Source organism: Ruegeria sp. SAZA006 (assembly GCF_059613465.1).
The window spans coordinates 98397-112699 of the sequence record NZ_JBXWSO010000014.1 but is presented as its reverse complement, the minus strand read 5'-3'; the positions used below and the strand labels follow the sequence as shown (position 1 = coordinate 112699).

15 protein-coding genes are annotated in these 14303 nt (G+C 62.5%); 14 read left to right on the top strand and 1 reads right to left on the bottom strand.

The window, feature by feature from the left end; genetic code table 11:
• The first annotated feature begins 45 nt into the window (after nucleotides 1-45).
• From AC2FNZ_RS12640 to AC2FNZ_RS12575, 14 genes are all read left to right on the top strand, one after another.
• Nucleotides 46-294: a DUF2484 family protein gene (locus tag AC2FNZ_RS12640; RefSeq protein WP_093964844.1), complete on the top strand. Its 249-nt coding sequence runs from the start codon at nucleotides 46-48 to the stop codon at nucleotides 292-294.
• The gene (locus tag AC2FNZ_RS12635) at nucleotides 291-557 is read left to right on the top strand and encodes a DUF2484 family protein (protein WP_005984154.1); all 267 of its coding nucleotides are present in this window, start codon (nucleotides 291-293) and stop codon (nucleotides 555-557) included. The genes AC2FNZ_RS12640 and AC2FNZ_RS12635 overlap by 4 nt, the downstream gene beginning before the upstream one ends.
• Before the next feature lie 25 nt (nucleotides 558-582).
• Nucleotides 583-876 carry a hypothetical protein gene (locus tag AC2FNZ_RS12630; RefSeq protein WP_170585746.1) on the top strand — a complete coding sequence of 98 codons (294 nt, stop codon included), beginning with the start codon at nucleotides 583-585 and terminating at the stop codon, nucleotides 874-876.
• Complete coding sequence (murB, locus tag AC2FNZ_RS12625; RefSeq protein WP_496840863.1) at nucleotides 873-1799, top strand: UDP-N-acetylmuramate dehydrogenase; 927 nt, start codon at nucleotides 873-875, stop codon at nucleotides 1797-1799. The genes AC2FNZ_RS12630 and murB overlap by 4 nt, the downstream gene beginning before the upstream one ends.
• Nucleotides 1800-1903: 104 nt before the next feature.
• Nucleotides 1904-2824, top strand: a complete 921-nt coding sequence (locus AC2FNZ_RS12620; protein ID WP_496840862.1) for a D-alanine--D-alanine ligase — start codon at nucleotides 1904-1906, stop codon at nucleotides 2822-2824.
• Nucleotides 2812-3819, top strand: coding sequence for a cell division protein FtsQ/DivIB (locus AC2FNZ_RS12615; protein ID WP_496840861.1), 1008 nt, complete (start codon nucleotides 2812-2814; stop codon nucleotides 3817-3819). Before AC2FNZ_RS12620 ends, AC2FNZ_RS12615 begins: the two co-directional genes overlap by 13 nt.
• A gap of 7 nt (nucleotides 3820-3826) precedes the next feature.
• A complete protein-coding gene (ftsA, locus tag AC2FNZ_RS12610; protein ID WP_093964849.1) occupies nucleotides 3827-5161 on the top strand; it encodes a cell division protein FtsA in 1335 nt (444 codons plus the stop codon).
• The gene (locus AC2FNZ_RS12605; protein ID WP_170368144.1) at nucleotides 5148-5564 is read left to right on the top strand and encodes a hypothetical protein; all 417 of its coding nucleotides are present in this window, start codon (nucleotides 5148-5150) and stop codon (nucleotides 5562-5564) included. Before ftsA ends, AC2FNZ_RS12605 begins: the two co-directional genes overlap by 14 nt.
• Nucleotides 5565-5908: 344 nt before the next feature.
• The gene (gene ftsZ / locus AC2FNZ_RS12600; protein WP_496840860.1) at nucleotides 5909-7540 is read left to right on the top strand and encodes a cell division protein FtsZ; all 1632 of its coding nucleotides are present in this window, start codon (nucleotides 5909-5911) and stop codon (nucleotides 7538-7540) included.
• A 213-nt stretch (nucleotides 7541-7753) separates the two neighbouring features.
• Entirely contained in the window at nucleotides 7754-8674 is a 921-nt protein-coding gene (gene lpxC / locus AC2FNZ_RS12595; RefSeq protein WP_496840859.1) for a UDP-3-O-acyl-N-acetylglucosamine deacetylase, read from the top strand.
• Between the two features lie 125 nt (nucleotides 8675-8799).
• On the top strand, nucleotides 8800-9663 hold the full coding sequence (locus AC2FNZ_RS12590; RefSeq protein WP_496833886.1) for an outer membrane protein assembly factor BamD: 864 nt from the start codon (nucleotides 8800-8802) through the stop codon (nucleotides 9661-9663).
• Between the two features lie 36 nt (nucleotides 9664-9699).
• Nucleotides 9700-11349, top strand: coding sequence for a DNA repair protein RecN (gene recN, locus AC2FNZ_RS12585; protein WP_496840858.1), 1650 nt, complete (start codon nucleotides 9700-9702; stop codon nucleotides 11347-11349).
• 101 nt (nucleotides 11350-11450) lie between these two features.
• The gene (locus AC2FNZ_RS12580) at nucleotides 11451-13136 is read left to right on the top strand and encodes a chloride channel protein (protein ID WP_093964854.1); all 1686 of its coding nucleotides are present in this window, start codon (nucleotides 11451-11453) and stop codon (nucleotides 13134-13136) included.
• Nucleotides 13137-13259: 123 nt separating this feature from the next.
• Complete coding sequence (locus tag AC2FNZ_RS12575; protein WP_496840857.1) at nucleotides 13260-13925, top strand: outer membrane protein; 666 nt, start codon at nucleotides 13260-13262, stop codon at nucleotides 13923-13925.
• Nucleotides 13926-13958: 33 nt separating this feature from the next.
• Here the strand turns inward: AC2FNZ_RS12575 and AC2FNZ_RS12570 are convergent, their stop codons facing one another.
• Complete coding sequence (locus AC2FNZ_RS12570; RefSeq protein WP_170340927.1) at nucleotides 13959-14303, bottom strand: DUF427 domain-containing protein; 345 nt, start codon at nucleotides 14301-14303, stop codon at nucleotides 13959-13961.

The following is a 14303-nucleotide window of genomic DNA, read 5'->3' as shown; positions in this document are numbered from 1 at the left end:
GGATGTGTTGCTGCCTTGGCACGTGACTCATTTGCGGAGAGAACCATGGATTATTCCGTCATCTTTGCCGCCCTTTGGGTGATCTGCGCCACTGTCGTGGCACTGCTGCCGATGCGCCTGCAATTTCCGCCGGGCATCGTGCTGCTGATCTGCGCGCCGGTTCTGATCGTCTGGCTGGGCGTGGCACATGGCTGGCTGATCGGAGTGCTGGCCTTTGCCGGGTTCGTATCGATGTTCCGCAACCCCATCCGGTATTATTGGCGCAAATGGTCGGGCCGCGAGGTGGAGCAATGAGCTGGTCGATCGCACTTGCGGCCCTGTGGGGCATCGCCGCCAATGTGCTGGCGATGATCCCCAGCAAGGACAACCACTGGACCCGCGCCTATGCGCTGATCGCGGTGGGCATTCCGATCCTAGGCTATGTCACATATGAAAACGGCCCGTGGGTCGGCCTGTTCGTTCTGGCCGCCGGCATGTCGGTGCTGCGCTGGCCGGTGATCTATCTGACCCGTTGGACAAAGGCGAAAATGCAAGGCATGAAGGCGGCGGACAAATAACCCGACACCCCTTCGGAGACCAACGATGACGGACATCGCCACATTTGCTTACCTGCCGCTCGCGGCGCTTGTGCTCGGGACGTTGGCCGGCTTTGTCGCCGCGCGATGGCTTGGCCTGCGCGCGCTGTTTTGGCTGATCGGTTTGACTTCGGTTGTTGCGCTTGTCCTGATCGTGATGTTGGCGGGCGTCGGCACGGGCGAGGAGGAGCAGGCCTTTGGCCCCTTCGTCTGGCTGACCGGAGGTGTTCTGCCAATTCTGTTCGCGGAAATCATGGGCGGAGTCGTCGGGCGCAGCCTGGCGGTGCGATCCGGACAATGACCACGATCCCAACGCCTCGTGGCCGTCTGACCGCGGCCCGTGCTCTGAACGACCTCACGTGGCTGCGTGTCGGTGGCCCGGCGGATTTCCTGTTTCAACCGGCCGATCTGCAGGACTTGCAAGCCTTTCTGCGCGATCTTCCAGCCGAGGTGCCGGTGTTTCCGATGGGCGTCGGCTCGAACCTGATCGTCCGCGACGGGGGGCTGCGGGCCGTGGTGATCCGACTGGGGCGCGGCTTTAACGGCATCTCGGTCGCGGGCACCACCGTCACTGCGGGGGCGGCCGCGCTGGATGCGCATGTGGCGCGCAAGGCAGCGGATGCGGGGGTGGACCTAACTTTTCTGCGCACCATCCCCGGTTCCATCGGCGGGGCCGTGCGGATGAACGCCGGTTGCTATGGCAGCTACACGGCGGATGTTCTGAAATCGGCCACCATCGTCACCCGGCAGGGCGAGGTGGTCGAGCTGACGCCGGCCGACCTGAACTTCCGCTATCGTCAGTCCGACCTGCCCGAGGGTGCGGTGCTGGTGTCGGCCACGTTCCAGGGCCCGGCGGGTGATCCGGCCGACCTGCACGCCCGGATGGAGGCGCAGCTGAAAAAGCGCGACGAGACCCAGCCCACCAAGGACCGCAGCGCCGGGTCGACCTTCCGCAATCCGGCCGGGTTTTCCTCGACCGGGCGGGCCGATGATGTGCACGACCTGAAGGCCTGGAAGGTGATCGACGACGCCGGAATGCGCGGCGCCCGACGCGGGGGCGCACAGATGAGCCCCAAGCACGCGAATTTCCTGATCAACACCGGAAACGCCACCGCCGCCGACCTCGAAGGGCTGGGCGAAGAGGTGCGAAAAAAGGTTTACGAAACAAGCGGGATCACGCTAGAGTGGGAAATCATGCGGGTCGGTGATCCGCTAACAGATTAAAGCCCCGACCGTCAGACCAAAACAGGCAAATTCAGGCGACGGATCAAAGGCATAACGAAATACGGACCACCAGATAAGGTCCGGGGACATTGAGGCGCACGAACGTGGGTAGGTCGAGCAGGACAAACCCCAAAGTGGCGGTATTGATGGGTGGCCCCTCGGCGGAACGCGAGGTGTCTCTCAGCAGCGGGCGCGAATGCGCAGCCGCCCTTGTGGGAGAAGGGATCGAGGTCGTCGAACTGGACGCCGGTCCTGACCTTTGTGCGCGTTTGCAGGACATCAAGCCCGACGTGGTTTTCAACGCCCTGCATGGCCGCTGGGGCGAGGACGGTTGCGTACAGGGTCTGCTGGAGTGGCTGCGAATGCCCTACACGCATTCCGGCGTGTTGGCCTCGGCGCTGGCCATGGACAAACAGCGCAGCAAAGAGGTGTACCGCGCGGCCGGCCTGCCGGTGGCCGACAGCGTGATCGTTCCGAAATCGGACGTGATGGCGGGGCACGTCATGCCCGCGCCATATGTGGTCAAGCCCAACAACGAAGGCTCGAGCGTCGGGATCTACCTTGTGTTCGAAGGGTCGAACGGCCCGCCGCACCTGTCGGATGACATGCCCGAACAGGTCATGGTCGAACAATACGTGGCCGGGCGCGAGCTGACGGCGACCGTGATGGGCGACCGCGCCCTGACCGTGACCGAGATCCTGACAGACGGCTGGTACGACTACGACGCCAAATACAAGCCCGGCGGTTCGCGCCACGTGCTGCCCGCCGACATTCCGCCGCGGATCTTCGATCTGTGCATGGAGTATGCTCTGCGTGCCCATCAGGTTCTGGGGTGCCGGGGCGTCAGTCGCACCGACTACCGCTGGGACGACGCCAAGGGCGAAGAGGGCCTGTTCCTACTGGAGACCAACACCCAGCCGGGTATGACCCCCACCTCGCTGGTGCCTGAACAAGCCGCGCATCTGGGCATGACCTTCGGTCAGCTCTGCGCCTGGATGGTCGAGGACGCCTCATGCGACCGCTGACCGCCACTCGTGCGCCGGTGATCCACCGCGCCAAGCCTCTGTCCGGCCCGGATGCCGAGTTCCAGTCTGCGGATGCCGACGCCGACCGCGCAGAGCCCAAATTGCGGTTGCGCGGTGGTCGGTTTTTCCGCCGTGGCAAGGGCCGTGCGGACCCGGCACCGTCGCGGTTCAGTTATCGGTTCCAGCGATGGATGCTGACGCCGGGAATCCGGCTGGGGGTCAAGATCGGTGTGCCGCTCTGCGCGGTCGTGGCGACGGTTGGGCTCTACTTCGCAGCCGAAGATCGGCGAGAAGCGGTTCGGGCGCAGGTGGACAACTTGATCACGTCGTTTCAGGAGCGTCCTGAATTCATGGTCAAGCTCATGGCGATCGACGGGGCGGGGGCCGGCCTTGCTGATGACATCCGCGAAGTCGTGCCTTTGGACTTCCCGCTCAGCTCTTGGGATCTGGATGTCGAGCAGATCCGGGACACGATCACCGGCTTGGATCCGGTCAAATCGGCAACCGTGCGGATCCGTCCGGGCGGCATTCTGCAGGTCGATGTTGTTGAACGTCAGCCCGTGATCGTCTGGCGCACCCGTGAAGGCATCCAGCTGTTGGACGAAACGGGTACCCACGTGGCCGAGATCGCGGCTCGGACCGAGCGCTCCGATCTTCCGCTGATTGCCGGTCAAGGTGCAGATCAGCATGTGGCCGAGGCACTGGACCTTCTGGCCACCGCGCGCAGCTTGGGCAGCCGGGTGCGCGGTCTGGTCCGCGTCGGCGAGCGGCGCTGGGACCTGGTTCTGGATCGGGGCCAACGGGTCATGCTGCCGACGGAACGTCCGGTGCGCGCGCTCGAGCGTGTACTGGCAGTGAACGAGGTGCAGGACCTTCTGGAACGGGATGTTGCCGTGGTCGATATGCGCATAGGGGCGCGGCCGACCATTCGGATGACAGAAGCCGCCAGCGCGGACTGGTGGAATACAAAAGTGACTAAGGGTAACGGGCAGTAATACGATGATGACGGATCTCTATCAGTCTCAACGCGCAATGCGTCAGATGCGCAGACAGGCCATGCAACGCGGTGTCGTTGCGATCCTGGATGTCGGAAGTTCCAAGATCGCCTGTCTTGTGCTGCGGTTTGATGGGTCGGCGCGGCTCAGCGAGGACAACTCGATCGGGTCCATGGCCGGGCAGACCGGGTTTCGGGTGATCGGTGCGGCGACGACCCGATCGCGCGGGGTGCGCTTTGGTGAGATCACGGCCATGCAGGAAACCGAGCGCGCCATCCGCACCGCGCTGCAGGCTGCTCAGAAGATGGCCGATATCAGGGTAGACCATGTGATCGCCTGTTTCTCGGGGGCAAACCCTCGGTCTTATGGGCTGGATGCGCAGGTGGATCTGGACGGTCAGCTGGTGACCGAGGCCGAGATCGGTCGTGTCCTGAACGCCTGCGATGTCCCGGACTATGGGGCAGGGCGCGAGGTGCTGCATGCACAACCTGTGAACTTCGCTCTGGACAACCGATCTGGCTTGATCGACCCGCGGGGGCAGATGGGTCAGACGCTTGCGGTCGACATGCACATGTTGACGGTCGATGCGGTGGCGATTCAGAACATCGTTCGTTGCGTCAAGCGGTGCGACCTGGAATTGGCTGGCATCGCGAACTCAGCCTATGTGTCGGGGATTTCTGCGCTGGTTGAAGACGAACAGGAACTTGGGGCGGCTTGTATCGACATGGGCGGTGGGTCCACCGGCGTTTCGATCTTCATCAAAAAGCACATGATCTATGCCGACAGTGTCCGCATGGGCGGGGATCATGTCACCAGTGACATTTCGATGGGGCTTGGTGTGTCCGCCTCGGTTGCCGAGCGGATCAAGACCTTCAATGGCGGGGTTCACGCCACCGGAGCCGATGACCGCGACATGATCGACATTGGCGGGGACACCGGGGATTGGGAACACGACCGGCGTACCGTCAGCCGGGCCGAGCTGATCGGCATCATGCGTCCGCGCGTCGAAGAAATCCTCGAGGAAGTCCGTGTTCGGCTGGACGCTGCAGGGTTCGAACATATGCCAAGCCAACAGATCGTTCTGACTGGTGGAGCCAGTCAGATCCCCGGTCTGGATGGGCTGGCCAGCCGCATACTGGGTCAGCGGGTGCGTCTGGGCCGACCGCTGCGTGTGCATGGGTTGCCGCAATCCGCGACGGGCCCGGGGTTCTCCTCGGCGGTCGGTCTTGCGCTGTTCGCGGCGCATCCGCAGGACGAATGGTGGGATTTTGAAATCCCGGTCGATACCTACGCAGCACGGCCATTCAAGCGTGCCGTGCGCTGGTTCCGTGACAACTGGTAGGTTCCTGCTCCGGGCTGCGGTGTTTTGCGCAGCCTGGGTTCCGGCTGCGGCTGTCGCGCAGACCCGTATCTCACCCGAAGCATTCCTGGACGCGGTGGTCGGAAAAACCGTCACGTTCCACGAATTGACCAGCGGTATGCTTGTCGGCACCGAGGAGTTCCTCAGCCCAACCCGCTCGGTCTGGCGGCGAGAGGGCGAGGGCTGTGTCTACGGCCAGATCACGACGCCTGACGGCAAGCTGTGCTTCCTCTATGACACCGAGCCCGGCCCGGTATGCTGGTGGCCATTCGAGCATGATGGGCGGTTGCTGGTCCGGATCGCGCGGCTGGGGGATGGCGAAATCCAGGAAGTCAGCGGATTTTCGGACGACGGCCTTGATTGTCCTTCCGTTCCCATCAGCTGAAAATTCCGGTTGCGGTGCAGGGATTTATCCCTCAGAATATCAACAAGGCCCGTCAGAGGCTCGTCGGCAGGACCCGAGCAGTCAGCCGCAGTTTGAACAGGATGTCCAGCATCGCACCCGCGAAATCAGGCTGGGCGTTTTCGCGTGTGTGGTGGTCTGTCCGCCCTGAACCGCTATATTTACGCAGTCGGGCGAAATGCCGCGAAGAACCGCCTTATTTCTTCCATATTTTGTGGATTCACGCGATTTTTGGCGTGACGTTTGACGTTTGGAAAGGTAGAATCACAAGCGGATAGGCAAGAAAAACACCGCTTTGCGGGATCATAAATACAGGCGGACAGAGCATGACATTGAATCTTTCGATGCCCGGGCACGACGAACTCAAGCCTCGGATTACGGTATTTGGCGTAGGCGGTGCAGGTGGAAACGCCGTCAACAACATGATTGAAAAACAACTCGACGGTGTCGACTTCGTCGTGGCCAACACGGACGCGCAGGCATTGCAGCAAAGCCGCTCTTCGGCGCGGGTGCAGTTGGGCATCAAGGTGACCGAGGGTCTGGGCGCGGGCGCCCGCGCATCGGTAGGGGCCGCCGCCGCCGAAGAGAGCATCGAACAGATCGTCGACCATCTGGCAGGCGCGCATATGTGCTTCATCACCGCCGGTATGGGCGGGGGCACCGGTACCGGCGCCGCTCCGATCATCGCGCAGGCCGCGCGTGAGCTGGGTGTGCTGACCGTGGGCGTGGTGACCAAGCCGTTCCAGTTCGAGGGCGCCAAGCGCATGCGTCAGGCCGAAGACGGTGTCGAGGCGCTGCAGAAGGTCGTCGATACGCTGATCATCATCCCGAACCAGAACCTGTTCCGTCTGGCCAACGAAAAGACCACGTTCACCGAGGCCTTTTCGATGGCCGATGATGTGCTGTACCAGGGCGTCAAGGGCGTGACTGATCTGATGGTGCGTCCGGGCCTGATCAACCTCGACTTCGCCGACGTCCGCGCGGTGATGGACGAGATGGGCAAGGCCATGATGGGCACCGGCGAGGCCGAGGGCGAAGATCGCGCCATCCAGGCTGCGGAAAAGGCCATCGCCAACCCGCTGCTGGACGAAATCAGCCTCAAGGGCGCCAAGGGTGTTCTGATCAACATCACCGGCAGCCATGACCTGACTCTGTTCGAACTGGACGAGGCCGCCAACCGCATCCGCGAGGAAGTGGACCCCGAGGCCAACATCATTGTCGGCTCCACTCTGGACCCCGAGATGGAAGGCAAGATGCGCGTATCGGTCGTGGCAACCGGCATCGACGCCAGCGAAAGCGGCTCCGAGGCACCGGCTCCGCGTCGGTCCATGTCCGCACCTCTGACCCGTACCGTATCGGCGGAAGAAGAGGCGGCACAGCCGGCTCCGGTCGCGGCGGAAGTTGCTGAACCTGCGCCGCAGCCCGAAGCTCCGCGCGAACCGTCTCTGTTTGAAGCGGCCGAAGAGCCTTCGCACACGACTGTGCAATTCGGTCAGGGCGCCGATGAGGCTGTAGAGGACGATGACGACGGGCTGCCTCCCCCGGCCTATCAGCCACGCAGCGCCGAGTTCGATCCGCAGCCCGAGCCGGTCGAACGCCCGGCGGAAAGCTATCAGCCGCAACAGGTGCCGCATACCCCTGGAACGCCTTCGCCCGCCGCGCTGGAACGGCTGCAGGCAGCTGTTCAGAACGTACCGACTTCGGCCCAGCGTCTGACCGCGTCGCGCCCGCAGGAACCGGCGCCGCAGCGCCAGCCCGCCGCCGAGGAACGGCCGCGGTTCGGGTTCAACCGTTTGATCGACCGGATGACTGGGCACGCCCCTGATACCCCCGCTCAACCGGCCCGGCAACAGCCTGCGATGCGCCAGACTGACGCTACGGCACCCTCGCATGAAGAGGTCGATCCTGAGCAGGAGCGGATCGAAATTCCGGCTTTCCTGCGCCGTCAGGCCAACTGATCGCGGTAACAATATCCACTCACGGGGCTGCCGAAAGGCGGCCCTTTTTCCTTTTGATGCAAACGTTTAAGTGCCAGTAAGCAGGGTTTTGCCGATCTGTTGCAGAACTGTTTCATTCAGTTGCAAAGAGTGAGTTGAGCCTTGACCCGCCCTTCCTTAACTGAGGGTGCAACACAGCCGAAAAAGGCTGGACACCGCTCACCGAGGTTCAATTTGCAACAGACGCTCAAATCTTCGATCACGTTCAAAGGCGTGGGTCTGCACAGCGGCAAGCCCGCGACGATGGTTCTTAAACCGGCGGCTGCCGGTCACGGGATCTGGTTCAAGCGGACCGATATCGAACTGGGCAATGCGTTGATCCCGGCCATCTACGATGTGGTCGAAAGAACCCAACTGTGTACGCGCCTGGTCAATGACGCTGGTGTTTCGGTGTCGACCGTCGAGCATATCATGGCCGCGCTGGCAGGGTGCGGGATCCACAACGCATTGATCGAGATTGATGGACCCGAAGTTCCGATCATGGACGGTTCGTCGATCGACTTCGTGCGGGGTATCATCGCCAAGGGCGTTCGCCGTCAGGCCAGCCCGGTTCTGGCGTATGAGGTCCTCAAGCCGATCGTGGCCGAGCGGGAAGGTGCCCGTGCGTCGATCCGGCCGGCAGACGGTTTGATCATCGAGTTCCACATTGATTTCGAAGACACTGCGATCGGCAGCCAGTCGAAGATCCTGGATATGCGCAACGGGTCGTTTGCTCGGGAACTGTCCGACTGCCGGACCTTCTGCCGCCGAACCGATGTTGAGGCGATGCGCGAAAACGGTCTGGCCTTGGGCGGCACACTGGAGAATGCGGTTGTTGTTCAAGGGGCCGAAGTGCTGACACCGGGTGGGTTCCGTCACCAGGATGAAGCCGTGCGCCACAAAATGCTGGACGCGTTGGGAGACCTGTATCTGGCCGGCGGCCCGATCTTTGGTCACTTCGTCGGTGAGAAATCCGGCCATGCCATGACCAACACATTGCTGCGCAAGCTGTTCGAGACGCCTGGCGCCGTGCGCCCGGTGCTGTGTACGCCTGAACAAGCCGCGCAACTGCCCGGGCAGGGGTTGGTCTGGGACGAAATCCCCGAAGTTGCCTGATCCGGCACGGCCCGGCGACAAATCGGTCGGGGGGCCGATAAGGCGTTTTGCACCGGAATTTTATGTGCTAGACCAAAGCTCAATCCGGGGTTACCCAAAGAGACAAGACGACTAGGATGGGCGGTATGGTTGGCACCAAAGCGGCAGTCAGGCTTGCGGGCGCGATTCTTCTGGCAGCTACTTTGACGGCCTGCGGCGACGCGGGCGGCCTGTTTGGCAACAAGGGCGCGGACAAATCCCAGAACCTTGAAGGCTTTACGCCCGAGCAGATCTACACCCGTGGCGAATACGAGCTTGCTCAGAATCGTCCCGCAGATGCGGCTTGGTACTTTTCCGAAGTCGAACGGCTTTATCCTTATTCCGACTGGGCCAAGCGGTCACTGATCATGCAGGCTTTCGCGTTCCACTCGGACAAGGAGTATGAGGAAAGCCGCGCAGCCGCGCAGCGGTATATAGACTTCTACCCAACCGACGAAGACGCAGCTTATGCGCAATACCTTCTGGCGCTCAGCTATTATGACCAGATCGACGAGGTCGGCCGCGACCAGGGCCTGACCTTCCAGGCGTTGCAGGCGCTGCGCACGGTGATCGAGGTCTATCCCGACAGCGAATACGCCACCTCGGCAGTGCTGAAATTCGATCTGGCCTTCGACCATCTGGCGGGCAAGGAAATGGAGATTGGGCGCTACTACCTGCGTCAGGATCACTATACCGCGGCCATCAACCGTTTCCGTGTCGTGGTCGAGGATTTCCAGACCACCAGCCACACAGCCGAGGCGCTGTACCGCTTGGTCGAGGCTTATCTGGCCTTGGGTCTGGTCGACGAGGCTCAATCGGCCGGCGCGATCCTGGGCTACAACTACCAGTCGTCTGAATGGTATGATGCGGCCTACAAGCTGCTGACCTCGCGCGGGCTTGAACTCAAGAGCCGCGGCAACAACTGGCTCAGCACGATCTACCGCCAGACCATCAAGGGCCAGTGGTTGTAGTCGCCATGGTCACAGGCTTGGGACGCTGACGACCCGATGCTGCGCGCCCTTGATATCCGCGATATGCTGATCATCGACCGGCTGGAATTGACCTTTCAGCCGGGCCTGAACGCGCTGACCGGCGAAACGGGCGCGGGCAAGTCGATCCTGCTCGACTCGCTGGGCTTCGTGCTAGGCTGGCGCGGACGGGCCGAACTGGTCCGGCAGGGGGCTGCGCAGGGCGAGGTCGTGGCCGAGTTCGAACTGCCCGAGGGTCATCCCGCCCATGCGATCCTGGCCGAGGCTGGTTTGCCCGGCGGCTCGGAACTGATCCTGCGCCGCGTCAACACTGCCGAAGGGCGCAAGACCGCTTGGGTCAATGACCGCCGCTGCTCGGGCGAGGTGCTGCGCGCGCTGTCGGAAACCTTGGTCGAACTGCACGGCCAACATGATGACCGCGGCCTGCTGAACCCGCGCGGCCATCGCGCCATGCTGGACGCCTATGCCGGGGCCGAGCCGCAACTGGCCGCCGTACGCGCTGCCTGGGCCGAGATGGCACGCGCCCGCAAGGCCCTGGCCGAGACCGAGGCCGCCGTGGCCGCCGTGCGCAGCGAAGAGGACTTTCTGCGGCATTCCGTGACCGAACTCGACAAGCTTGATCCGCAGCCGGGCGAGGACGCCGAGCTCGACGCCCGCCGCCGGATGATGCAGGGGGCCGAGCGCATCCGCGACGACGTGGCCCGCGCCTTTGCCCTGCTGGGCGGTGACGGGGCCGAAGGGGCGATGGCGGATGCCGTGCGCTGGCTGGAAGGTGTCGCCGACCGGGCCGAGGGTCAACTGGACGAGCCGATCGCCGCCCTGGGGCGCGCCCTGATCGAACTGGGCGAGGCGCAGGACGGCGTGACCGCCTGCCTTGAGGCGCTGGACTTCAACCCTGTCGAGTTGGAGCAGACCGAGGAACGTCTGTTTGCCATCCGCGCACTGGCCCGCAAACATGACGTGGCGCCCGATGACCTGAGCGGTTTCGCCGACACGCTGCGCGCCCGTCTGGGCCAGCTTGAGGCCGGAGACGCTGACCTGGCCGACCGCCGTGCCGCGGTTCAGGCCGCGCAGGCCACCTATGATGCTGCCGCCGAGGCGCTCAGCGCCCTGCGGCGAGAGGCTGCCGATCAGCTGGACGGGGCGGTAATGGCCGAGCTTGCGCCGCTGAAGATGGAGCGTGCGGTGTTCCAAACCCAGATCACGCCCGCCGAGCCCGGACCCGAGGGGCAGGACGCTGTGGCCTTTACCGTGGCCACCAACCCGGGCGCCCCGTCGGGGCCGCTGAACAAGATCGCCTCGGGCGGAGAGCTCAGCCGCTTTCTGCTGGCGCTCAAGGTGTGCCTGTCGGGCGATGACAGCACCCGGACCATGATTTTTGACGAGATCGACCGCGGGGTGGGCGGCGCCACGGCCGATGCCGTGGGCCGCAGGCTTGCGGCGCTAGCGCAGGGCGGGCAGGTGCTGGTGGTAACCCATTCGCCGCAGGTCGCGGCCCGTGCGGCGCATCACTGGCGGGTTCAGAAGCACGTGACCGACGGGCAGACCCTGTCCACTGTCCTGCCGCTGTCCGAACCGGACCGGATCGACGAGATCGCGCGCATGGTTTCGGGCGACGTCATCACGGATGAAGCCCGCGCGGCCGCCCGTTCGTTGTTGCAAGCCTGATGCAGCCGGGCGGCGACACTTGCCTTCAATATCTTGTCAGCCGACTTTTCTAAGCGCCCGGCGTGGCTTAGTAAGGGATACCTGTTTATCCACAAAGCCCTATGACACAATCAACCCGAACCGTCCTGCGCACTCAGCTCAACCAGGCCCTGGCCGCGCTCAAGGACGCGTGGCGGGTGCTGCGGCACCGCGGGCCAAGCCAGATCCAGTTCTGGTTTATTGCGCTGGTGATCGGGATCACGGCAGGTTTCATGGCCTTGGGATTTCGCAAGGGGATCGCGGCTCTGCAAGCGCTGGTCTATCAGACCGATGACATCCTGTTTCTGCACAGCTTTGCGGAGAAACTGCACTGGACCTGGATTTTGGCGATCCCCACGGTTGGAGGGCTGGTCGTCGGTATAATCCTGCACCGTTTTACCGATGACGGGAGAGTTCGGTCTGTCGCCGATGTGATCGAAGGATCCGCGATCAGCGATGGCCGGGTCGAAACCAAGGCCGGGGTCGCGTCGTTTTTCGCCTCGCTGATCACACTCAGCACGGGCGGGTCGACGGGCCGGGAAGGACCTGTCGTGCACATGGCCGGCGTGATTTCGACCTGGGTGTGCCAGCGCATCAATGCGGATGGAATAACCGGCCGCGACCTGCTGGGTTGCGCGGTGGCTGCCGCTGTATCGGCCAGTTTCAACGCCCCGATCGCCGGAGCGCTGTTCGCGTTGGAAGTCGTGTTGCGTCATTTTGCAGTCCACGCATTCGCACCGATCGTGATCGCGTCGGTGGCTGGCACCGTCATCAACCGGCTGGCATATGGCGATGTGACAGAGTTTGTCCTGGATACGCCCGGATCCCTGCAATTTTACGTCGAACTTCCGGCCTTTTTGATCCTTGGGCTGATCTGTGGGCTGGTCTCGCTGTTGCTGATGCGGTCGATCTTTTTTGCCGAAGATTTTGGCAATCACGTGCAGGCGCGCCTGTCGCTGCCGCGCTGGCTGCGACCCGCCGTGTCCGGTGCGATGCTGGGCGTGCTGGCGGTGTGGTTCCCGCATATCATCGGCGTCGGATACGAGACGACCATCCGTGCCCTGACCGGAGATCTGGTGCTGACCACGGCCATTCTGTTTGCAGTGATGAAAACCGTGGCAGTGGCCATAACCATGGGTGGTCGTATGGGCGGCGGGGTGTTTTCTCCGTCGTTGATGATCGGCGCGCTGACCGGCCTTGCCTTTGGCCTGATCGCCACAGGCCTTCTGCCAAGCGTTTCGGGCACGCATACGCTTTATGCTTTTGCCGGCATGGGGGCTGTCGCGGCGGCGGTTCTGGGCGCTCCGATTTCGACCACGTTGATTGTGTTCGAATTGACCGGAGACTGGCAGATCGGGCTTGCCGTGATGGTCTCGGTGTCCATGTCCACGGCGTTGGCCTCGCGCCTTGTGGACCGGTCCTTCTTCCTGACCCAGCTGGAGCGTCGCGGGGTGCATTTGGCAGCCGGGCCACAGGCTTATTTGCTGGCGATGCTGCGCGCCGGGGCCGTGATGCGACCGCTGGGAGATCCGAATACGGCAAGCAGGGAAGAGGTTCAGGAGATGATTGAGCAGGGTCTGTGCGTCCGGGCCAGCGCAACCCTCGAGGCGGCAATGCCGTATTTCGATCGAGACGGAATCACCTGGCTCCCGGTGGTTGTTCGGGATGATGACGGGGTCGAGAACCCGGTCGGAGCCTTGTACCACGTGGACGCATTGAAGGCGTACAACCGTGCACTGGCCGCAACAGCTGCCGAGGAACACTCATGACGCAGAAGTGGCTGGCGAGCCACAGAGGGTTTCTCTTTGATTTTGATACCTTGTCAAAAAATGGGAGCATTCTAGCCTGATTCAAGAAGTACTCCTGATAGCCACTTTGATTGAGGTGTAAACATGGTTTTCGAACGGTCTTCTTTGCTGACTGTCGTGGTTGCGGTTTCGATGATTGGTGCTGTCCCCGCGCGGGCGCAGGAGGCTCCGTATGTGACCGGCTTTCTCGGTACCACCGATATGGGCGACTATGATTTTGATTTTTTCCAGACAATTCCTTCGGTCGTGGTTGGCCAAGGCACCATCACAACCGACAACGGCGTAACCTACGGTCTGGCCGTCGGACTACGTGTCGCGTCAAATTTCCGGGCCGAGTTCGAACTTTCATATGCTTCGAATGATACCAAGGAAATCGGTCGCCCGTTTACTCAGTATGACGGAAGCTTTGATGCGACCTTCGGGATGGCAAACCTTTGGTATGACGTCCCGGTACAGGGCAGGTTCAAGCCCTATGTTGGTGGCGGGCTCGGGTTTGCGCGCGTGTCCCACGACGGTCAGTCCGGTGCTGGCGTCACATTGGTCGATGACAGTGACACCGCCATTGCGGGGCAATTGGGGTTTGGCGGACGCTTTCAGGTAGGGGAACGCGGGAACATTGACATCGGGTACCGCTACAAGACGACCGGCGATCTTGATTTCACCACGACCCAAGTGTTCATCCCAACAGATCTCACGAATGGCCGCTACTCTTCGCACTCGCTCATTCTCGGATACAGCTACAGTTTCTGACAGACGTAGTTGAGGGCTAGGTTTGTCCGGCCCTCAAATCTGTTCGACCTTCACCGATTCCAGCGGGTAGAAAGCAAGGTAACCCTTGATTTCGGCAACGGCGGGTATGGGATCTTCATAGCTCCAGACCGCATTCTGCGTCACGCTCGACTTGTTGACGATCGAGTAATGCGTGGCATCGCCTTTGTGCGGGCAATGGGTCAACTTGTCGGTCTTGTCCAGAAAGGCCATCGCGATGTCTGCGCGTGGAAAGTAGATGACGGGGGCCAGATCGCCTTCCAACAGTTCCAGGGCGTTGGTCGTTTCGCCCAGAATCGCGCCACCGGACCTGACGCACCACTTGCCAGGTGCTTTGCGGATCTTGATGTAATCTGTCAT